General features: G+C 60.0%; 17 protein-coding genes and 1 tRNA gene. 7 read left to right on the forward strand and 11 right to left on the reverse strand.

The window, feature by feature from the left end; all coding sequences use genetic code 11:
* The first annotated feature begins 39 nt into the window (after positions 1–39).
* Positions 40–573, forward strand: a complete 534-nt coding sequence (locus tag G5533_RS09245) for a transcriptional regulator (RefSeq protein WP_164537512.1) — start codon at positions 40–42, stop codon at positions 571–573.
* 176 nt (positions 574–749) lie between these two features.
* Here G5533_RS09245 and G5533_RS09250 read toward each other — a convergent pair whose 3' ends face one another.
* Positions 750–1,781 (reverse strand): NAD(P)H-quinone oxidoreductase, encoded by a 1,032-nt coding sequence (locus G5533_RS09250; protein WP_441254714.1) that lies wholly within the window; start codon positions 1,779–1,781, stop codon positions 750–752.
* Between the two features lie 135 nt (positions 1,782–1,916).
* On the opposite strand from G5533_RS09250, the gene G5533_RS09255 reads away from it, so the two are divergent.
* The 3 genes from G5533_RS09255 to G5533_RS09265 all read left to right on the forward strand — a co-directional run bounded on the left by G5533_RS09255 (position 1,917) and on the right by G5533_RS09265 (position 4,517).
* The gene (locus tag G5533_RS09255) at positions 1,917–2,789 is read left to right on the forward strand and encodes a LysR family transcriptional regulator (RefSeq protein WP_181269112.1); all 873 of its coding nucleotides are present in this window, start codon (positions 1,917–1,919) and stop codon (positions 2,787–2,789) included.
* Between the two features lie 145 nt (positions 2,790–2,934).
* Positions 2,935–3,798 carry a glyoxalase III HchA gene (gene hchA, locus G5533_RS09260; protein WP_421222281.1) on the forward strand — a complete coding sequence of 288 codons (864 nt, stop codon included), beginning with the start codon at positions 2,935–2,937 and terminating at the stop codon, positions 3,796–3,798.
* Complete coding sequence (locus G5533_RS09265; protein ID WP_158112064.1) at positions 3,795–4,517, forward strand: PA1136 family autoinducer-binding transcriptional regulator; 723 nt, start codon at positions 3,795–3,797, stop codon at positions 4,515–4,517. The genes hchA and G5533_RS09265 overlap by 4 nt, the downstream gene beginning before the upstream one ends.
* A gap of 72 nt (positions 4,518–4,589) precedes the next feature.
* Here G5533_RS09265 and G5533_RS09270 read toward each other — a convergent pair whose 3' ends face one another.
* The gene (locus G5533_RS09270) at positions 4,590–5,855 is read right to left on the reverse strand and encodes a RidA family protein (protein WP_421222278.1); all 1,266 of its coding nucleotides are present in this window, start codon (positions 5,853–5,855) and stop codon (positions 4,590–4,592) included.
* An 858-nt stretch (positions 5,856–6,713) separates the two neighbouring features.
* Here G5533_RS09270 and G5533_RS09275 point away from each other — a divergent pair.
* The gene (locus G5533_RS09275) at positions 6,714–7,061 is read left to right on the forward strand and encodes a hypothetical protein (protein ID WP_254204217.1); all 348 of its coding nucleotides are present in this window, start codon (positions 6,714–6,716) and stop codon (positions 7,059–7,061) included.
* Positions 7,062–7,115: 54 nt separating this feature from the next.
* On the opposite strand, the gene G5533_RS09280 is transcribed toward G5533_RS09275, so the two are convergent.
* Entirely contained in the window at positions 7,116–7,718 is a 603-nt protein-coding gene (locus G5533_RS09280) for an HAD family hydrolase (protein ID WP_421222277.1), read from the reverse strand.
* Positions 7,719–7,903: 185 nt separating this feature from the next.
* Between G5533_RS09280 and G5533_RS09285 the strand changes: the two genes are divergently transcribed.
* Entirely contained in the window at positions 7,904–9,268 is a 1,365-nt protein-coding gene (locus G5533_RS09285; protein WP_441254715.1) for an MDR family MFS transporter, read from the forward strand.
* Between the two features lie 111 nt (positions 9,269–9,379).
* Here G5533_RS09285 and nifJ read toward each other — a convergent pair whose 3' ends face one another.
* The 7 genes from nifJ to pnuC all read right to left on the reverse strand — a co-directional run bounded on the left by nifJ (position 9,380) and on the right by pnuC (position 18,052).
* A complete protein-coding gene (gene nifJ / locus G5533_RS09290; protein WP_441254716.1) occupies positions 9,380–12,925 on the reverse strand; it encodes a pyruvate:ferredoxin (flavodoxin) oxidoreductase in 3,546 nt (1,181 codons plus the stop codon).
* Positions 12,926–13,153: 228 nt separating this feature from the next.
* The gene (locus tag G5533_RS09295) at positions 13,154–14,794 is read right to left on the reverse strand and encodes an alpha-glucosidase (protein ID WP_441254717.1); all 1,641 of its coding nucleotides are present in this window, start codon (positions 14,792–14,794) and stop codon (positions 13,154–13,156) included.
* A 200-nt stretch (positions 14,795–14,994) separates the two neighbouring features.
* A complete protein-coding gene (locus tag G5533_RS09300) occupies positions 14,995–15,396 on the reverse strand; it encodes a DUF1622 domain-containing protein (protein ID WP_047437940.1) in 402 nt (133 codons plus the stop codon).
* A gap of 67 nt (positions 15,397–15,463) precedes the next feature.
* Complete coding sequence (yqfB, locus tag G5533_RS09305) at positions 15,464–15,787, reverse strand: N(4)-acetylcytidine aminohydrolase (protein ID WP_441254718.1); 324 nt, start codon at positions 15,785–15,787, stop codon at positions 15,464–15,466.
* Positions 15,788–15,829: 42 nt separating this feature from the next.
* Entirely contained in the window at positions 15,830–16,501 is a 672-nt protein-coding gene (locus tag G5533_RS09310; protein ID WP_441254719.1) for a Crp/Fnr family transcriptional regulator, read from the reverse strand.
* Between the two features lie 105 nt (positions 16,502–16,606).
* Positions 16,607–17,332, reverse strand: coding sequence for a nucleoside phosphorylase (locus tag G5533_RS09315; RefSeq protein ID WP_441254720.1), 726 nt, complete (start codon positions 17,330–17,332; stop codon positions 16,607–16,609).
* A gap of 3 nt (positions 17,333–17,335) precedes the next feature.
* Positions 17,336–18,052: a nicotinamide riboside transporter PnuC gene (gene pnuC, locus G5533_RS09320; RefSeq protein WP_042656944.1), complete on the reverse strand. Its 717-nt coding sequence runs from the start codon at positions 18,050–18,052 to the stop codon at positions 17,336–17,338.
* Positions 18,053–18,315: 263 nt separating this feature from the next.
* Here pnuC and G5533_RS09325 point away from each other — a divergent pair, with 263 nt between their 5' ends.
* Entirely contained in the window at positions 18,316–20,148 is a 1,833-nt protein-coding gene (locus tag G5533_RS09325; RefSeq protein WP_040066935.1) for an SLC13 family permease, read from the forward strand.
* Between the two features lie 217 nt (positions 20,149–20,365).
* Here G5533_RS09325 and G5533_RS09330 read toward each other — a convergent pair.
* A tRNA-Leu gene (locus G5533_RS09330) sits at positions 20,366–20,449 on the reverse strand.
* Positions 20,450–20,533: the final 84 nt, after the last annotated feature.

Raw genomic sequence — 20,533 nt, forward strand, 5'->3', positions numbered from 1 at the left:
ATGTTTATCTGATTCAAGGGTTAATACCAGGGGCGTTTTATGCAGACAGAAACAGAAATCATTGAACTATCTGAATTTCTGTTGGAGTTCAATAAAGAGAGTGATCGCGGGGCTGTACTTAATGCAGCCGCAGTGTTAGATGACTGGTTGAAAAATATTCTTGAGTCATTTTTTGTTAAAAACAAATCAGGTAGTGAACTTGTTAGTGGTTTCAATGCACCACTTGGAACGTTTGCCGCTAAGGTAACTGCTGCTCATGCGCTCGGTCTTATTGAAGAAAGTGAGTATCATGAGATAACTATAATCCGTAAGATTAGAAATGAGTTTGGTCATAGTTGGAGAGGTGTGGATTTTTGTTCTGGTAAGGTACTAAATCTTGTGAGTCAGTTACCTTGGTGTGGCCCAGAGGAGCTGGAGTCAAATTCAACACCAAGAATGCGCTTTAATTTTGCTATAGCAATCTTACTGTCAGACTTAATGTGGCGTTCAAGATTGGTTGAAAAAGAACGTAGAAAGATTAAGTCGTGGCCAAATAAGTCAAGAAAGTCTGTAGGTTCGATTAGCGAAGCGTAATCGGACGTTCGCGTTCTTTAATTCGATGCAATAAAAATCATATCCCTTCCTGTTACCAAAAAAGAGACCGGCCATCAGCCGGTCTCTTTTTTATTTACCACAACATTACACCTGCGGCGGGGTGCTTTCCGCGTTGGATATCACCGCACCCACCTCAACCAAGTCTGCTATGGGCCTTATTTATCTGATGACAACGGCGCCATGGTTAATACCAGCTTGCCGATATGGCGGCCTGAGTCCAGCAAATGGTGGGCGGCAGCGGCCTCATGCAGCGGGAAGGTCTGGTAAACCTGCGGTTTGACCTCGCCGCGTTCGATAAATGGCCAGACATGAGTTTGCAGCTGGGCGATCAGATCGGCTTTTTCCTGCGGAGTACGCGAGCGCAGGGTAGAGCCGATATGGGTCAGCCGCTTTTGCAGCATGGGAAACAGATCCAGATTGGGGGCTGCGCCCGCAATAATGCCGATCTGGACTATGCGGCCATTGATGGCGGCCGCCGCATAGTTGCGCGCGACATACTCCCCGCCAATGATATCGAGAATGATGTCGGCGCCATGCCCATCGGTGGCTGCATGCACTGCCTCGACAAAATCTTCCTCCTTGTAGAGTACGGCCACATCCGCGCCCAGCTTGATGCTGGCGGCCTGCTGCTCGGGTGAGCCGACCGTGGTGATGATTTTTGCGGCGCCAAATGCCTTGGCCAGCATGGTGGCGGTCGTGCCGATGCCGGAGGCGCCGCCATGAATCAAGATGATGTCGCCTTTTTTAAACTGGCCCCGTTCAAACATATTTGACCAGACCGTCATAAAGGTTTCCGGCAGTGCCGCGGCTTCGACAAAGCTCAATCCGGGCGGCAGGGGCAGGACATTGCTCTGGTGGGCGACGCTGTACTCGGCATAGCCGCCACCCGAAATCAGCGCGGCGACCTTGTCGCCAATCTTGAGATGAGTCACCTGCTCCCCCTTGGCGACCACGACCCCGGCGACCTCCAGCCCGGGAATATCCGATGCCCCTGCCGGAGGCGGGTAGAGCCCTTTGCGCTGCATCACATCCGGCCCATTGATGCCGGTCGCATAGTGCCAGATCAAAACCTCATCGGGCTTGGGCGCTGGTGTGGCGCGGGTGGTCAGTTGCAAGACATCGGGGCCACCTGGCTGGGTAATCTCTACCGCGCTCATGGTGGCGGGAATGGAATAGGCGTTATGCATCAGCGGCTCCTTGTAACGAGGTGATATGAGGTTCCCCGAGTGGGATGAGCACCAAGATAGTGGAGATTGCTGATGAATAAACGCAGTATTATCCCTCACCTGTAATGCAAAAATGCATTTCAACCGGGAGTCGTGATGAACTGGGATGATGCGAAAATTTTTCTGGCGTTGCATCGGGAAGGGAGCCTGAGGGGCGCCGCCCGTGTGGTCGGGGTCGATCAGGCCACCATTGGCAGACGGATTGCTGCACTGGAGCATCGTCTGGCAGCCACTCTGTTTCTCCGTACATCCAAAGGGTATGTGCTGACTCATGTCGGAGAGATAGTGCTGGCCAGCGCCCAGCAGATGGAGCTGGCAGCTATTGATTTCGTGCGGGCGGCGCAAGGAGTCGACAACCGCCTGGTCGGGGAGGTCAGTGTGGCGACCACAGACACCCTGGGGATGGATTTTCTGATACCGGCCCTGACCGAGCTGCATCAGCGTTATCCCGATATCAGGGTCATCCTCAATACCTCGACCCAGGTGGTCAATCTGTCCCTGCGGGAAGCGGATATCGCGATCCGGACGGTGAAGCCGGACAATCCCGACCTGATTATTCGCAAGCTGGCCTCCTGGCCGGTCGGGTTGTATGCCTCCGCCGACTATCTGGCTCGCCATGGCATTCCCGAAGCGGGCACCGGTTTTGCGGGCCATTCGCTGGTGGTGTATGAGCCTCACTGGCAGAGCGCTCGCTCGCCAATGATGCTCGAAGAGGCGGCCGAGGGGGCCACGGTCGCCGCGGGGGTCAATACCAGCCTGATGCTGCGTCAGGCCCTGTTGATGGGGCTGGGGCTTGGCGAGGTGGCGGTTCCGCTCGCCGAGCAAGCCGGGTTGGTGCGGGTCTGGCCCGAGCGGCAGTTACAGCAATCCTACGATGTGTGGCTGGTGACCCATCAGGATGTGCAACATGCCGCGCGGGTCAGAGCGGTCATGGATGTCATCGTCAGGGCATTTGCCGCGATGGCCTAAGTCTGGCGGGGATTCTGTTCAGGTTTTGTCGCAGCGTGGTCACATCCCTTGCCATAGTCATGGCGGTTGAGGGAAAACCCTCATTTACTTGGTCTCTGACAGTCAATACTGTGAGACCGAGTCCACCACTACTGGAGCCTGACCCATGACCGATATGCTTGTTGACGATAAACAACCGACCCCGGATCCGGCAGAGCAGAATGCCTTCTTTCCGTCGCCCTACTCCCTGAGCCAGTTCACCTCGCGCAAGTCTGACCTTGCCGGGGCCGACTATCCCGTTCCCTATCGGGAGGGGCGCTGGAAGATCCTGCTGATCGGGGCCGATGAGCGCTATCTGCCCACCGACAACGGCACCCTGTTTTCCACCGGCAACCATCCGGTCGAAACCCTGCTGCCCATGTATCACCTCGACAAGGCGGGCTTTGCCTTTGATGTGGCCACCCTCTCCGGCAATCCGGTCAAGTTCGAGTGGTGGGCCATGCCCAGCGAAGATGAAGAGGTGCTGGGGCTCTATGGCAAATATCAGCCGCAGTTCCGCCAACCGGCCAAGCTGGCCGATTTGCTGAAAGAGGCGCTGGCCGCTGACTCCGACTATATCGGCGTCTTTATTCCCGGCGGCCACGGCGCCCTGATGGGGTTGCCGGAGAGTGCCGAGGTGAAAGCGCTGCTGGAGTGGGCGATGGCCAACGATCGCTTCATCATCTCCCTCTGTCACGGGCCTGCTGCGCTGCTGGCGGTGGCTAATCCAGAGACCTTCGCGGGCTACAAGATCTGCGCCTTCCCCGATGAGCTGGATGCCCAGACCCCGGCAATTGGCTATATGCCGGGCCACCTCACCTGGAAGTTTGGCGAGAAGCTCAAAGAGATTGGCTTTGAGATCGTCAACAATGGCATCTCGGGAGAGGTGTGCCGGGATCGCAATCTGCTGACCGGTGACAGCCCGCTGGCGGGCAATAACCTCGGCAAGCTGGCTGCTACCACCTTGCTGGAGGCGGTTGCCAAGCGATGAGGTTGTCGTCGTCGCCAGCCAATGCGCTGCAGGTCGCGGTGGCGCTGGAAGGGTGCCAGCGGCTGGAGGAGATCCAGCAACTGGTGCGCACCTTTGCCGCTCCGCTGGGGTATCACCGCTTTGCGCTCTTCTCCATCAGCGCCAGCGAGGAGGGGGTGGTCGAGCACCTCTACTGGCTGGAGGGGGAGTGGCTGGAGAGCGGCGAGGCGGTCGACCTGCATACCTATATGCGCGAGTGCCCGATGGCGATGCATATCAGGGAGCGAGACCAGCCCTTCTTCTGGAGCAAAAAGGTTGGCGCCGTTGGCGAGCAGTACCGTATCGTTCGCCAGCCTGAGGGGCCGGGCCGACATGGCTTGCAGGTACCCGTCTATGGGCCGCTGGGGCTGGAAGGGGCGATGAGCTTTGGTGGCGATCAGATCGATGCCAGCGCTCCCGCTCGGGTTGGCCTTGCGCTGATCGCGGCTGCGGCTTTTCATGCAGCTCGTCGGCTGATGGAGATGCCTGTAGAGGGCCACGAGCGTGGCCTCACTGGGCGCGAGCGCGAAGTGCTGGAGTGGGTCTCCCGGGGTTGGCGCCATGCCGATATCGCCACCACCCTGAAACTCTCGGTGCGCACGGTCGAGAACCATCTGCGCAGTGCCCGCCGTCGACTGGGGGTGGCCACTACCGCAGAGGCGGTCAGAGTGGCGATCAGGAACCGCGATATCGAGGGCTGAGGGGCTATCCCTTTGTCTGGCATGTAAAAAGAGACCGGCATATAGCCGGTCTCTTTTTTATTTCCGCAACCTTTACGCCTGTGGCGGGGTGCTTTCGGCGTTGGACATCACTGCATCGATTTGTACCAGAGCACCGGCGGGAAGTTCACTTACCCCGATTACGGTGCGGGCAGGCAGATAACCCGGGAAGTATTTGGTGTAGACGGCGTTGACCGCATCCAGATCCGCGATATTGGCGAGCTGGATATTGACCTTGACGATATCGTCCATCACATGGCCGATGCTCTCCACAATCGCCTTGATATTGCTCAGGCACTGGGCGGTCTGCTCCTTGATGCAGCCAGCCAGGATCTTGCCGGTTGCGGGGTCAATCGGCAGTTGGGCAGAGAGATGGTTGTAGTGGGAGAAGGCGACGGTCTGGGTGTGCAAGGGGCTGCGCGGTGCCTTGTCGGTATTGCGGGCACGGATCACCAGATTGTGACGGTCTTCCACCAGTTGTGGCGGGGTGCCGTCACCGTGGGAGATGACCGCATCCATTTGCACCCGTGCCCCCATGGGCAGGGCAGCGGCACTGACCACAGAGCGGGCGGGCAGATAGGCGACGGCGCGGGCGATGGCGGAGTCGGGGAAGAAGGTGGTGTAGACCTCGTTGACGGCCTCCAGATCGGCCAGATCGGTCAGATAGACGGTAACCTTGACGATATCGTCAAACGGCACGTCGATGCTCTCCAGCACCGCCTTGATATTGCGCAGGCTCTGACCCGCCTGCTCCTTGATGCCACCGGCAACCAGCTGGCCCGAGGCGGCCTCGACCGGCAGTTGCGCACCGATATTGTTGTAGTGGGAGAAGGCCACGGTATGGGTGGAGAGCGGATTGTGCGGCGCCTTGTCACTGTTGCGGGCGAGCTTCACCAGCGGGCAAGGATCTTGCGGGAAGGTGCCTTCGCCGTTGGAGATGATGGCATCAATCTGCACCAGCGCACCCAGCGGCAGGGCGGCGACGGCGAGGGTGGTGCGGGTCGGCAGATAGCCCGGGAAGAATTCGCGATAGACGGCGTTGACCGCCTCCAGATCCGCCATCTCTTTCAGGAAGATGGTCGCTTTCACCATATCGTCCATCACATGGCCGATGCTCTCGATGATCGCCTTGAGGTTGCTCAGGCACTGTCTGGCCTGCGCGGTGACATCGCCGCTTACCATCTTGCCGGTGGCGGGATCGACCGGCAGCTGGGCGGAGATATTGTTGTAATGAGAAAACGCCACCGTTTGGGTGCAGGGGCCCAGATCCTGGGGTGCATGGGGGGTATTTCTTGCCGACTTGATGATGGTGCCACTCATAGATATGCCTCTTTTTAATATTTGTTGTTCATTCAGGTACAGGTTTACCCCATCTCGTTGTGCGCCATGGCCACTGCGCCAGCGGCGGCATCCCCGGTTATTATTTGTGATCCACTCAATTACTGAGAGCAATAAGGGAGGAGAGGACAGGGTAGATATTTCAGACGCTGCGATTCTATGAGTGGCTATCATGGGTTGCAAACCGCTGATTGCATTTCTATGAGATGGCTCAATGGGTGCAAATTTAATGTGATTGCTATTCAATTCATGCTGAATAGTCACCTGTTTGTCCGCCAATGGCCATGCATCGAGCAATAGTCCAGTCCGGGCGGGGGTTGGGGCAGATACCTTGGCAGTGAAGGAGTGTAAAGAAAGGGTTAATGCGATGCATCAAGCTGCCATCAAACTATTTTATTGTGCATAGATATGTACTTTATGTTTTTTTAGTCATCTATCTTGCCGCGCAAAAATATGTTAGCAGACATTACTGTAACAGTAGTTAAAGATGTGGCTGGAATATAATTCAAATATTTGCATGGGGGATGCTTGTTAATTATCGGTAGGCTGACGGTTGGCCAAGACTCGGAGCGTTTTTATCTTTTTATGTATCTGGTGAAATATGCGTGACACAGCCCAGTGGTCCCATATCGAGGTGACCAGGGTTGGCAATATATCGGCTGACCGGGTGCGGCATGGTCAAGAGAGGATGACGTTGGCTCGACGCAGCGCTATGGATCGGGCTCTCTGCGCCGGTTGTAGTCTACAGCCTGCCAGGGATGAAAGGGTCGCGGGCGAGGCCAGCTGCCGTGGCATGGTTGTCTGCGGGATTGTTAACAAAAATGTGAACGAGATCACCGGATGGACAAGGGTTTAAGGCTGGAAATGGAGCAGAAAGGAGTAGAATGGCACTTTATTTTTGAGGGTCATTCGATGCCCAACTATCACTTTTTCACGCTGGGCCAGGCGCTTACCTATCTCGATGCCAATGCCCCGCGCTATAGCGATGAGCGTCGTCAACTGGTTGAGCAGGGATTTGCCGCCATGGCGGCCCCCATCTTTGCAGATACGCCGGTTGAAGCACTGGCGTTGTTGCGCCAGCATCAGGCATGGAAGGAGGAAGCCATGGTCGATGCACTCTCCTTGACAGTTGCCACCGGGCCGACGCTCGTCTCCTGTTTGCAGGAGAACCCTTTATCCGCGAGTTGAACAGCATCATGGCACCATCGAGGTGGCGCCATGTTGCCGCTGTCCGCTTGCGATCTACCTCTGGTGCAGTTCGCCTTCCATTACCAGTAGAGTATCCATCCCTGCCGCCTTGCCAGCCTCAAGCCCGATCCGGGTATCTTCAAACACCAGACAGTTGGCGGGATTGGCGCCGAGCAGTTTGGCCACCCGCAAGAAGGTGTCGGGATGCGGTTTGTGGTTGGTGACATCATCGGCGCTGACCACCACAGAGATATAGGCATCGAGCCCGGTGCTTTTGAGGATGGAGTCCGCCTGATTGCGCGGTGAGCCGGTGCCAATCCCCATCTTGACCTTGCCGTGATAGTGCCTGACCAGCTCCCACATCTTGGGAAAGACGCTGACCTTGTCGATATGTTCCATATAGAGGGCAATCTTGCGACGGGTAAAAGCCTCGACATCCACCGTCAGCCCCTGCTGCTCGGCCAGCATGGCGATGATCTTGCGGGTGGGAATGCCGCCGTACTGATAGAGCTGATCCCGCTCGAAGGGGATGCCGAATTCGGCGCAGGTAAGCTCCCAGGCATCCAGATGGAGGGGCATGGAATCTACCAAAGTGCCATCCATATCGAAAATCAGGGCATCGTAGTGATCAAACCCGTACTGCTCACGCTCGCTCATGGGGGCTCCTCGAATCAAATAGGGCAGGCTAGCAGAAACGGTCGGCGTTTTGTGGGATCGGCCTCATGGTTGGGCAGATTGTGGCCGCCGTTTTTTCTATCTCTTGCTGATTTGTGAGACAATAATCCGTTCATTGCCGGATACTTTGGCATATCAGATCTGCGAGTCCGCTTATGACCTCGAAAATGTCCCCCAAAACCATCTTCTCCAGTGTGGCGCTTGTGATCGCGCTCGGTTCACTGGAAAAGAGCATCGTCACTACCCCGCTGCCCATGATTGGCGCCGAGCTGCATGCCGGTGCCGCCCTCACCTGGGTGGTCACCGCCTACCTGCTGGCCGCCACCGCCGTGCTGCCCCTCTATGGCAAGCTGAGCGATCTCTTTGGTCGGGTGCGGATGCTCAATATCGGCATCGGCCTGTTTCTGGCGGGCTCGGTGGCCTGTGCGCTCTCCCAGGATCTGCAGACCCTGCTGGCAGCGCGGGTGCTGCAAGGGCTGGGGGGCGGCGGTCTGATTGCCCTCGCGTTTACCGTGATTGCCGACACCATTCCGCCGCGGGAGGTGGGCAAATATCAGGGCTACATCTCGGCGGTCTATGCGGTCTCCAGTATCGCTGGCCCCTTGCTCGGCGGCTACTTCACCGAGCAGCTCAGCTGGCGCTGGATCTTCTGGATCAATCTGCCGCTCGGGGCGCTGGCAGTCTTTCTCATCAACCGCAACCTCAAGCAGCTCAACGTGCGTCGCCACAGTCGCTTCGACTGGAAGGGGGCGGCTCTGCTGATTACCGTCACCACGCTCACCCTGTTGCTGCTCTCGCCGGAAGCGGCGCTGCCCGCCGTCTGGCTCTCGGCGGCACTGGGCGTTGCGTTGCTGCTGCTCATTCTTATTGAGCGGCGTGCCCACGACCCCATATTGCCTGCCCATCTGGCACGGCTGCCCGGTTATCTGGTGAGCGTGCTGCTGGTGATGCTCTCCCAGTTGCTGATGTTTGCCGTGCTGGTCTATCTGCCGTTGCAGATGCAGTGGCAGAAGGGGATGAGCGCCAGCGAGAGCGGCGCCATCATGGTCATCTTCATGATCTGCATCACTGCTGGCGCCTTTGTCGGCGGCAAGCTGATTGGCCGTACCGGCCACTACAAGAGTTTTGTCGCGGTGGGCTTTGGCCTCGCGGCGGTGGCGCTGTGGCAGATCCACTTCGATGCCTGGGTCAGGCTGGCGCTCGGGTTTGCCGATATTGGTCTCGGTCTGGTGCTGCCCGCCCTCTCGGTGGTGGTACAGAATGCCCTGCCGCGGCAGGATCGCGGCATCGGCATGTCGCTGTTCAACTTCGGGCGGGAGCTTGGCGGAGCCGTCGGCGTGGCCATCTGCTCCATGCTGTTTCATTTCCGCCTGCCAGCCGGCAGCGGTGGCGATCTGAGCCGGCTCGCCCCCGATCTGCTGGCCCCGGGCTTCAGCGCGACCTATATCGGCATGGCATTGATCGCCACGCTGGCGCTGCTCATCACATTGCTGGCGTTGAAGCGCCACGAGCTGGCCTCCATCAGCGCCTGATCAGGCCTGCGCCGACATTGGCTCACCATAGCTAGCATCAGGGCTCCCCGCGGGGAGCCCTGATTGTTATTTGGCGAATAGCGTGGCTGCTGCCATCAAGCCATGCGCGAGTTACTCCTGCGCCGGACTCTCCTTGCCCGCCAGCTGGCTCAGCCAGGCGAAGCGGCGGTTGGCCTCCTGCTCCGCCTCTTCATAGAGCTGGCTGGCCACCTCCGGCAGTTGGCGCTCCAGCCGCTGGAAGCGGGGCTCATGGCGCAAGGTCTCGGCCTGCGAGGCATTGGGTGCCCGCGAGTCGAGCGCCAGCGGCAGTTTGCCCTCGTCAGCGCGGCGCGGATCGAAGCGGTAGAGGGGCCAGAAGCCGGTGGCGGTCAGCTGTTTCATCTGCTCATGGCTCTCGGCCATGTCGTAGCCATGCTCCTCGCAGGGGCTGTAGGCGATGATGAGTGAGGGGCCCGGGTAGGCTTCCGCCTCCTGAATCGCCTTCACTGTCTGGTTCATCTGGGCGCCGAGGGAGATCTGCGCCACATAGACGTGACCATACATCATCACGCTGGCCCCGAGATCCTTGCGCCCCTTGCGCTTGCCCTGCTCGCCAAACTTGGTGATGGCCCCGAGTGGCGTCGCCTTCGATTGCTGGCCGCCGGTGTTGGAGTAGCACTGGGTGTCGAGCACCAGCACATTGATGTTCTCCCCCAGGCTCAGCACATGGTCGAGCCCGCCAAAGCCGATGTCGTAGGCCCAGCCATCGCCGCCGATGAGCCAGACCGATTTTTCCACCAGATAGTCCGCATCGCGAGCCAGCTCTTGGGCTGCCGGGATCGGGCTCTCCTGCAGCAGTGCTCGCAGCTGCTGGATATGGGCCCGCTGCTCGGAAACCGGCAGGGTGGCATCGCCGAGCACCTCGTGCAGCGCTGCCGGTATGGTGTCGCCCAGGTTCGCCAGCAGACGGCGTACCCGCTCCCTGTGCTGATCGACGGTAAGACGGAAGCCCAGTCCGAACTCGGCGTTGTCTTCAAACAACGAGTTGGCCCAGGCCGGCCCACGCCCGTCGGCGTTGGTGGTGTAGGGGGTGGTAGGCAGGTTGCCACCATAAATGGACGAGCAGCCGGTGGCGTTGGCAATCAGCAGCCGATCGCCATAGAGCTGGGTCAACAGCTTGATATAGGGGGTCTCGCCACAGCCGGAGCAGGCGCCCGAGTATTCAAACAGCGGCGAGATGAGCTGGGAGGTGCGGATGTCGATGCGCTCCAGCTGCTCGGCGCTGCGCTCTGGCAGGTCGAGGAAGAAGTCGTAGTTGGCCTTCTGCTCGTCGAGGTGATCGAGGCGCGAAGCCATATTGATCGCCTTGCGATCCGGGTTGCTGCGATCCCTGGCCGGGCACACCTCAACGCAGAGATTGCAGCCGGTGCAATCCTCCGGCGCCACCTGCAGCACGTACTGCTGGCCGCGCATGTCACGGGATTTCACATCCAGCGCATCCAGGGTAGCGGGAGCAGCGGCCAGTGCATCCGGTTCTACCACCTTGGCGCGAATGGCCGAGTGGGGACAGGCGGCGACGCAGTAGTTGCACTGGGTACAGAGCTCCGCTTCCCAGATGGGGATCTCCTTGGCGATGTTGCGCTTCTCCCAGCGGGTAGTACCGACCGGCCAGGTGCCATCCGGCGGGAAGGCGGAGACCGGCAGGCTGTCACCCAGCCCCGCCAGCATGGCGGCGGTGACGGTCTGGACAAAGTCGGGGGCCTTGGCCGAAACCACCGGTGGGCGCGGGCGGCTGGCAGGATCCAGCTCGCCAAGTTGCACCCTGGTCAGTGCGGCGCAGGTTGCCTCCAGAGCCTGCCAGTTGCGTTCGACCAGCGCTTGTCCCTTGCTGCCATAGCTGGTGGCGATGGCCTGCTTCAGCAGGCTGGTCGCCTCTGCGGGGGGAATGATGGCGCTGAGCTGAAAGAAGGCCATCTGCATCACGGTATTGATGCGGTTGCCGAGCTGGCAGTCGCGGGCAATTTTGGCGGCGTTGATGATGTAGAAGCGCGCCTCTTTCTCGCGCAGGGCGTGCTGCACCTCGCTGGGGAGACGTTGCCAGATATCCGCTTCGCTGTAGGGGGTGTTGAGCAGGAAGATGCCGCCCGCTTTCAAGCGCTCCGCCATCCGGTACTTGTCGACAAACTGCCACTGATGGCAGCCGATAAAGTCCGCCTCTTCCACCAGATAGGCCGATTGGAGCGGCCGCTCGCCCACCCGCAGGTGAGAGACGGTGAGGCCGCCCGCCTTCTTGGAGTCGTAGACGAAATAGCCCTGCGGATAGAGGTCGGTGTGGTTGCCGAGGATCTTGATGCTGTTCTTGGCCGCCGAGACGGTGCCGTCGCTGCCAAGGCCGTAGAAGAGCGCCTCCAGCTTGTGTTGCTGGCCGTGGATGGGGCTTTGCGAATCCAGCGCGGGCAGCGGTAGCGAGAGACCTGTGATGTCATCGAAGATGCCGACGGTAAAGCGTGGACGCGGGTTCTCTTGCGCCAGTTCGGCAAACACCGCCAGCGCGCAGGCGGGGCCGAACTCTTTGGAGGAGAGGCCATAGCGACCGCCGATAACCCGCGGCAGGCTTGCCCGCTCGCCCCGGCTGACAGCTTCGGCCAGCGCTGTCATCACGTCGAGATAGAGGGGCTCGGCCTGTGCGCCCGGCTCCTTGGTGCGATCCAGCACGGCGATGGCGCGGGCACTCTCGGGAATCACGGCCAGCAGGTGCTCGGCCGAGAAGGGGCGGAACAGCCGCACCTTCACCTGCCCCACCTTCTCCCCTTGGGCAAGCAGGCGCTCGATCACCTCTTCACAGGTGCCGATGGCCGAGCCCATCAGCACCACAATCCGCTCCGCCTGCGGGTGGCCGACATATTCAAACGGCCGGTAGTGGCGGCCGGTCTGCTCGCCAAAAGCCTGCATTGCCTCGCTCACATGGCCATAGGCGGCGTCATACCAGGGGTTGCTCGCCTCCCGGCACTGGAAGTAGGTGTCCGGGTTGGCGGCGGTGCCGCGAATGACCGGTTTGTCGGGGGTGAGCGCCCGGTCACGATGGGCACGGATGGCATCTGCGGGCAGCAGGGCGCGCAGGGTGTCGTCAGCGAGCGGCGCTATCTTGGCGATCTCGTGAGAGGTACGAAAGCCGTCGAAGAAGTGGATAAAGGGGAGGCGGCTGTTGAGGCTCGCTATCTGGGAGATCAGGGCAAAGTCCTGCGCCTCCTGCACATTGCTGGCACAGAGCATGGCACAGCCGGTCTGGCGCACCGCCATCACGTCCGAGTGATCGCCAAAGATCGATAGCGCATGGGTCGCCACGGTGCGCGCCGCCACATGTAGCACGAAGGGAATGAGCTGACCCGCCAGCTTGTAGAGGTTGGGGATCATCAGCAGCAACCCCTGCGACGAGGTAAACGAGGTCGCCAGCGCGCCGGTCTGCAGGGCGCCGTGGACGGCGGCGATGGCCCCCCCTTCCGACTGCATCTCGACAACCCGGGGCACATCCCCCCACAGGTTCTTGCCCCGTTCGCTCGACCAGGCCGACGACTGCTCAGCCATGGCCGAGCTGGGGGTGATGGGGTAGATGGCGATGACTTCGCTGGTGCGGTACGCCACCGAGGCGACTGCGTTATTCCCGTCTGTGGTGATCATGTGTTTTCCACTTTGCTATGCCAGTTTGAAAGCCGATAGTTGCATCGGCAATGGATAGGTCGCAGGCATAGTAAGAGGGGCAATGAGAGCGTATCAAACGGGATAAATAATCAATTAATAAGTCAGTAATAGTGGTTAATTTAATCCCGCTGCGTGGGTGCATGATTTTCTGCTGACAGCCAACGGGAGGTGGCTGATGGGCCATTGACATGGCCCATCAGCACGTGGTTAACCCTGATCCACTTGCAGCCAGATGGCGCACTGATAAGGGGCGAAGAGCTGCAGCGGTTCGCTTGGGTAATTGGCCAGCAGCAATCGCATCTCGTCTGCCACCTTGTCGAAGTGGGGCATCGGCAAGGGGGTCGCCGTGAGATTGGCGAGCAGCAGCAGGGTGTGCCGCTCTCCGCTGGCCGGATCCTGCCAGTGGCGGCGATAGCTGATGCGCTCGGGATCATCCCCATCCAGCAGTTCGAAATTGCCGTGGCGAACGACAGGGTGAGCCTTGCGCAAGGCGATGAGTTGGCGATAGCAGTGAAACGGCGAGTCGGGGCGGATCAACTGCTCGGCTGCATTGATTGCAACGTGGTTGGCGTTGAGGGCAATCCAGGGTGTGGTGGCGCTGAAACCGGCGTGGGGGCCGGCGTCCCACTGCATCGGGGTACGGGCGTTGTCGCGGCCGATGGCATCGAGCCGCCGACTCAGCTCGGCAGGATCCAGCCCTGACTGGCTGGCGCGGTAGTTGAGCGCCTCCACATCGCGCAGCTCGCCCGGCTGCCAGTGGCGGTTGGTCATGGCGAGCTCCTCCCCTTGATAGATGAAAGGAGTACCCTGCATCATGTGCAGCACCATAGCCCACAGGTTGGCGCTGGTTTCACGCCACTCTGGCCTGTCATCGCCAAAGCGGGAGACGGCGCGGGGCAGGTCGTGGTTGCCGAGAAACAGGCTGTTCCAGCCCTGACCGTGCAGCCCTTGCTGGTGGCGGGCCATGGCTCGTTTGAAGGCGAGGGGATCGAAGCGGGATGACCACTTGTCACTGCCCAGCCCCAGATGCTCGAAGTTGAACACCATGCTGAACTCGCTGCCATCATGGTTCGAATAGTTCTGCATATGGGCGAGATCGGCCCCCCAGGTCTCCCCCACCGTAATGATCCCCTTGCCACCGAAGCTCGCAGCATTGAGCTCACGGATATAGTCGTGCAGGCGCGGGCCATTGCTCATGGCCAGCCGGTCCCACTCCTTGCTCACCATGTCGATCACATCGAAGCGAAATCCCTTGATCCCTTTGCCCAGCCAGAAGTTGATCACCTCTGCCATTTCGGCCCGCACCGCCGGGTTGTCCCAGTCCAGATCGGCCTGACTGGGATCGAAGTTGTGCAGGTAGTAGCGATCAAGCGCTGGCACATACTGCCACCCGCTGCCGCCAAAAATCGAGGTAATGGGGTGAGCATCGACAAAGGCTTGATCCCGGAATACGTAGTAGTCCTGATAGCAGGGATCCCCGGCCAGTGCCTTCATAAACCACTCGTGCTCGGTGGAGGTGTGGTTGGCGACGATATCCATCATGATGCCGATGCCGTGAGCGGCTGCTTCGGCTATCAGCAGCTCCATCTCGGCCAGAGTGCCGAAGGCGGGGTCGATGGCACGGTAGTCCGCCACGTCATAGCCGTTGTCCCGCCAGGGGGAGCGATAGATGGGGGTGAGCCAGAGCATATCGACCCCGAGGGTGGCCAGATAGTCGAGGCGCTGACGGATGCCGTTGATATCGCCCATGCCGTCGCCATCGCTGTCCTGAAAACTCATGGGGTAGATCTGGTAGATGACACAGCTATCGAGGTCGATATCGGGCGTATGGCGGGGTTGCGGGTTCATCAGCTTGGCCGGTTGGGGGAAGAGATTTTCTATCTTACCCAGATGGGCGGGCACTCAACAGGGCAGGGGAAACCTTGAAAAGGGTTCCATTGTTGGCTGATTGCCAAAAGTGCGGAAAGGGTCACAAAGGTGCCATCCCAAGCCACGGCTGTGGTCGGGATGACACGGCACTTAGCACTGATACTCTGCAGGAATACAGGCTATTGAGCAGCCTTGGCCTGTTCGCTGCGCTGCTCCTGCTGGCGCTCTGCCTTCTCTTGCTGGCGTTCCGCTTGTGCTTCCAGCTCCTTGCCGAGGAAGTAGTTCAGGAAGGTGCGGATCACCGCGATGATGGCGAGGCGGATCAGCTCCTCCTTGCTCGGCGCGACCGTGGTGGCCAGGATGTCGGCGGCGAGCTGGAACTCCAGCGCCAAGATGAGCCAACTGCCGAAACAGAGGCGAATGCGCGGAAAGCCGGGTTGGTGATCCCGCACTCTTGCCGCCAGCCAGAGGGTCTTGCCAAGCCCTATCACCACACAGGCGATGGAGATGATCTCCAGCAGCAGCTGGAACAGCTCGACCCCGTGCATCATCCCCTCTTTCAGGCTCGCTATCTCAAACACTCGGGTCACCTCCCTGATTCAAAAGAGGACACTATTAACACATCGCTCGGCAAAGGCCAAATCCGGTTCAGGCAATCAGTTTGAATTCAATCACATAGAGCGGCGGTAGATCGGGGTAGATATCGCGGATCACATTTTTAAGCTCGGGGAGGGTCATGTTCTCCTGACGGGCATGCTCGTCATTCAGTTCATCGAAGGCGACTGCGTTGACGGAGATCACCTCGATGGTGCCAAAGGGCTGGTGCTCCGTATTGGTGAACAGGGCCAGCCGCTGGCCGGGCTGCCAGTTGGCCTCGCTCTCGTCGCGGATGGTGATGGTCTTGCGACCCGCCTGAATGTCGGCAACGAAGCGGCTGAAGAAGGTGAACTCTGGATAGGTGTGAGTAGGCATGGTGACTCCTGACAGGGTTAATCGAAATGGGATGAATGGAAATCAAAGGTCGAGATAGGCGCGCAGCCTGGCCAGATCGGCGATGACGGGGCCGTCACTGCCGTCGGCAACTATGCCCTGTTCGACCAGCTCCTTGAGGGCGCGGCGGTAAACCCGCTCTGTGGTGCCGAAGCGCGCCGCCTCATGGGCCCGCTTGCGTGACCCCAGCATGGGGGTACGCTGGCGTTCTCGCCACAACTCGTAGGCGATGTTGTAGGCGATGGGGTGGAGCAGCCGGCTGGTGGTGATCTCCAGTGTATCGAGATAGTCGCTGGCAAGCGCCGCAGCGAAGAAGAGGGTTAGCTCGGGCTCGGTCAGCAGGCGCTGGGCCAGCTTGTCGGCACAGATGACCCGGGCGTCGAGTTCGGTCTCGGCCACCACGTTCCACTGCACCGGGGTGGCGCTGAAGAACTCCATCTCGCCGAAGATCTGGCTGTGACACTCAATCTCGCCGAGCTGGAAGATGCGGCCCGAGTGGACGGCGCTATTGAGGGAGACCCGACCATGTTCGACCAGATAGAGCTGCTCGCTCTGCTCCCCCTGCCGCATGATCAATTCGCCCGGCAGGTAACGGCGCAGAAACAGGGTGCAGGCGTCGAGCGCCGCGGCAAAGCGGGGTTCAAGCTGCTGGAGTTCGGCGTGAAAACGGCCGAGGGGGTAGGGCTGTTGCTGCATGACTTGCCTGTCGCACCGGATGACGAGGGCCATGAGGCTAGCAAGAGTGCGGGCCGGATACCAGCTCGCACGGTAGCGGATGTGCCGCAGTTAACGGTTTACGGTTTATTGCACCAGGGCGTAGAGGGCAGCCGCGATGGCGTGCTGCTCACCGGCCATCATCGCCTGTTCGGCGCTGGCGTAATCCGCTACCCCTTGCTGCACATCCTGCTCGAACAGCACTACGTTGCAGAGCACGGCGGCGACCCGTACCTTGCGCAGGCGACCCACGGTCAGCAGTGAGGCGGTCTCCATGTCAGCGCCGAGCACGCCACGGGCATGCCAGTAGCGGCACACCTCCTGCTCGTCATCTCGATAGAAGCTGTCGTGGGAGCGTACCAGCCCGTGCCAATGAGGCTGGCTGCTAGTGGCCACATGGTTGAGCAGGGCCGCTTGCAGCCAGATATCGGCGCAGGCGGGGTACTCGGCGGGCAGATAGGCCTGCGAGGCCCCCTCATTGCGTACCGCCCCTTCCACCACGATAAGGTCGCCAAGGCCGATGTCGTGTTGCAGGGCACCGGCGGAGCCGACCCGAATAAGCGAGCGGGCACCGGCTTGCACCAGCTCCTCCAGCGCTATGATGGCCGAGGCGCCGCCGATGCCGGTGCTGCAGACCGTGATGGGCAGCCCCTGATAGCGGCCGTTGATGAGGCGAAACTCCCGGTTTTGCCCCAGCACTTCACACTGTTCGAGCTGGCTGGCGATGCGATCGACTCGGGCCGGGTCGCCGCACAGTACCACCCGCTCGGCAATCTGCTCGGGGCGGCACTGAAGATGGGGTAACAGACTCATGGCTTATAGACCTTGTGGCTGGCGCTTGGCGGCAATCACCCAGAGGCGAGTGCCGTTGGCGGCGATAAACAGCAGGATCAGATATTCGAGCGACATGGCGTAGACGCCCTGCGCGGCATAGACACCGATGCTGATGATGTTGATGACGACCCAGAGGATCCAGTTCTCCACGTATTTGCGGGTCATCAGGATCTGGGCGACCACCGAGAGCACCGTCATGCTGGCATCCCAGAACGGGAAGGCATCGGGTGAAGGCTCGGGGGTAGCAAGGTTGGCACCAAACAGGTTGAGCAGGGAGACCGAGGTGCGCGCCAGGGTGGCGAAGACCGGGTCGATATAGCGGGTCAGCAGAGCGATGGCCAGCACGCTCACGGCGGCGGTCACCATCAGTTTGGATTTGCTGAGCCAGCGGATCTGCAGGGTATCCCCCTGATCGTTGGCCGGGCGGGTCCAGGCGTACCAGCCGTAGACGTTGGCGCAGAAGAAGAACAGCTGCAGCATCAACAGTCCGTAGAGCTGGATCTGGAAGAAGATGATGGCAAACAGGCTGACGTTGATCAGGCCAAACAGGTAGTTGATGGTTTTCTCCTGACTGGCGAACCAGATACAGGCCAGACCAAACAGGGTGCCGATGGCTTCAATCCATGACATGGCATAGCCGCCACCCAGCGGGATGGTCACTAGCGTGTTATTGATGCTGAACAGCTCGAATATGCTCATTTTCTGATCCTTGGGCATGAGGGTTAGTATGCGAGGGCGCCATTCTAAGGGGTGAGGGGGAGGAGGGGCAGGACTTTTGTCCGCCCCGGGCTTGGCCCATATCAAAGAAATCGCCGCTGCTGCCCGGTTATTCCAGCAGTGATGGGTTATGGGGCCCCGGCGGGCCGGACTTTATTGATATGTAGCAAGATGATAGCGCCGTGGCTGTGGTCTGATAGAGTCCACTCTCCGGGAGGAGAATCACGTGATAAAAGGAGGTTGCATTGAATTCCGAGCTTGTCTGGGTGCTCTGTCTGCTGGCTGGCGCCATCTATCTCTTCATGACCAACAAGGTGCGGATGGACGTGGTTGCCCTGTTGATCATTATCCTCTTTGTGCTGAGCGGCACCCTCACCCTGCCGGAGGCGCTGGCGGGCTTTAGCGATCCCAACGTTATCCTGATTGCCGCCCTATTTGTGGTGGGTGAGGGGCTGGTACGCACCGGCATCGCCTATCAGGTGGGGGATGCATTGGTGAAGGTGGCGGGTAGCAGCGAGACCAAGCTGCTGGTGCTGCTGATGGTGGCGGTGGCAAGTCTTGGGGCTGTGATGAGCAGCACCGGGGTGGTGGCCATCTTTATCCCGGTGGTGCTGAGCGTGGCGAACCGGATGGGGATCCCCGCTGGTCGCCTGATGATGCCCCTCGGCTTTGCCGGGCTGATCAGCGGCATGATGACGCTGGTGGCTACGCCCCCCAACATGGTGGTCAACAGCGAGCTGATGCGCCACGGTATTCACGGCTTCGGATTCTTCGATTTCACCCCCATGGGCGTGCTGATCCTGGGGCTGGGCATCCTCTACATGCTGCTGGTGCGCGGCTCCCTGGTGGGCGAGGGAGAAGAGGGCAAAGGCAAGCCGACCGGGCGCCGCACCCTGCGCGATCTGATCCGAGACTACCGACTGGCCGGTCGTGCCCGTCGTCTGGCGCTGCGGCCGGACTCCCCGCTGATTGGCCACACCCTGGATGAGCTGCAATTGCGTGCCCGTTATGGTGCCCACGTCATCGGGGTGGAGCGCTGGCGCAAGTTTCGCCGGGTGATGGTGCCGGTGTCGGGGATCAGTGAATTTCAGGCCAAGGATGTTCTGCTGATCGACATGTCAGACCCCGAGGTGGATGTGCGGGCGTTTTGCACCGAGGCGCGGCTCGAACCCATGATCCTGCGCGGGGAGTACTTCTCCGATCAGGCGCGGGAGGTGGGGATGGCCGAGGTGTCGCTGATCCCCGAGTCCAAGCTGCTGGGTAAAAGCGTGCGTGAGGTGACCTTCCGCTCCAGCTATGGCCTGAGCGTGGTGGGGCTGCGCCGCGATGGTGAGGCACTGGCAGGCAAGCTGGTGGACGAGCCGCTGCAGATGGGGGATACCCTGCTGGTGGTAGGGAATTGGAGCCACATCAGACAGTTGCAGACCCATAGCCGCGACTTTCTGCTGATGGGGCTGCCCGCCGAAGTGGACGAGATGGCCCCCGCCCGCAGTCAGGCCATTCATGCCCTCTTCTGTCTTGGAGTGATGATCCTGCTGATGGTGACCGATCCGGTGCCCAACGTGATTGCCGCGCTGATCGCCTGTCTGCTGATGGGCAAGTTTCGCTGCATCGACATGGAGAGTGCCTACAAGTCGATCCACTGGCCGACCCTGATCCTTATTGTCGGTATGCTCCCCTTCGCGCTGGCGTTGCAAAAAACCGGCGGGGTGGATCTGATCGTCGGTGGCCTGATCAATGCGGTGGGGGAGATGGGGCCGCGGGTCATGCTGGCCAGCCTGTTTGCCCTCTGCGCCGTGATCGGGCTCTTTATCTCCAACACCGCGACAGCTGTGCTGATGGCGCCCATTGCACTGGGCACAGCCCAGCAGATGGGGGTATCGCCCTATCCGTTTGCCATGACCATTGCCATCGCCGCCTCGGCCGCTTTTATGACGCCGGTCTCGTCACCGGTGAATACTCTGGTGCTGGGGCCGGGCAACTACAAGTTTGCCGATTTTATCCGTATCGGGGTGCCATTCACCTTGTTGGTGATGGCGGTGAGTGTGGTGGCGATCCCCTGGTTCTTCCCGTTTTGATAACCGGGATGATGAATGTGTGCACCAGCGGCCTGCGGGCCGCTTTTTGTGGCCGGGAGACAAGAGTGGCAATGCGTGCTCGGAATCAGTGAAGAGTGAGATGGACGGGAATTAACGTGGAGCTGGGTTAATAGAGGAGCGAGAGAAAAACTGGGGAGAGGCAAATTTCAGATACAAAAAAACCAGCATGAGCTGGTCTGTTTGGTACTGCTATTAATGGTGCGGAAGGAGAGACTCGAACTCTCACGCCTAGGGCGCCAGAACCTAAATCTGGTGCGTCTACCAATTTCGCCACTTCCGCAATATTAATGGTGGCTATGACGGGATTCGAACCTGTGACCCCCGCATTATGAGTGCGATGCTCTAACCAACTGAGCTACATAGC

The sequence above is a fragment of the Aeromonas sp. A600620 genome (genome assembly GCF_029479985.1).
In the GTDB taxonomy this organism is placed as follows: domain Bacteria; phylum Pseudomonadota; class Gammaproteobacteria; order Enterobacterales; family Aeromonadaceae; genus Aeromonas; species Aeromonas veronii_A.

Bases quoted from the DNA above. Each gene is read 5' to 3' on its own strand.
- G5533_RS09245 (WP_164537512.1), top strand. From the start codon at position 40: ATGCAGACAGAAACAGAAATCATTGAACTATCTGAATTTCTGTTGGAG.
- G5533_RS09250 (WP_441254714.1), bottom strand. From the start codon at position 1,781: ATGCATAACGCCTATTCCATTCCCGCCACCATGAGCGCGGTAGAGATT.
- G5533_RS09255 (WP_181269112.1), top strand. From the start codon at position 1,917: ATGAACTGGGATGATGCGAAAATTTTTCTGGCGTTGCATCGGGAAGGG.
- hchA (WP_421222281.1), top strand. From the start codon at position 2,935: ATGACCGATATGCTTGTTGACGATAAACAACCGACCCCGGATCCGGCA.
- G5533_RS09265 (WP_158112064.1), top strand. From the start codon at position 3,795: ATGAGGTTGTCGTCGTCGCCAGCCAATGCGCTGCAGGTCGCGGTGGCG.
- G5533_RS09270 (WP_421222278.1), bottom strand. From the start codon at position 5,855: ATGAGTGGCACCATCATCAAGTCGGCAAGAAATACCCCCCATGCACCC.
- G5533_RS09275 (WP_254204217.1), top strand. From the start codon at position 6,714: ATGGACAAGGGTTTAAGGCTGGAAATGGAGCAGAAAGGAGTAGAATGG.
- G5533_RS09280 (WP_421222277.1), bottom strand. From the start codon at position 7,718: ATGAGCGAGCGTGAGCAGTACGGGTTTGATCACTACGATGCCCTGATT.
- G5533_RS09285 (WP_441254715.1), top strand. From the start codon at position 7,904: ATGTCCCCCAAAACCATCTTCTCCAGTGTGGCGCTTGTGATCGCGCTC.
- nifJ (WP_441254716.1), bottom strand. From the start codon at position 12,925: ATGATCACCACAGACGGGAATAACGCAGTCGCCTCGGTGGCGTACCGC.
- G5533_RS09295 (WP_441254717.1), bottom strand. From the start codon at position 14,794: ATGAACCCGCAACCCCGCCATACGCCCGATATCGACCTCGATAGCTGT.
- yqfB (WP_441254718.1), bottom strand. From the start codon at position 15,787: ATGCCTACTCACACCTATCCAGAGTTCACCTTCTTCAGCCGCTTCGTT.
- G5533_RS09310 (WP_441254719.1), bottom strand. From the start codon at position 16,501: ATGCAGCAACAGCCCTACCCCCTCGGCCGTTTTCACGCCGAACTCCAG.
- G5533_RS09315 (WP_441254720.1), bottom strand. From the start codon at position 17,332: ATGAGTCTGTTACCCCATCTTCAGTGCCGCCCCGAGCAGATTGCCGAG.
- pnuC (WP_042656944.1), bottom strand. From the start codon at position 18,052: ATGAGCATATTCGAGCTGTTCAGCATCAATAACACGCTAGTGACCATC.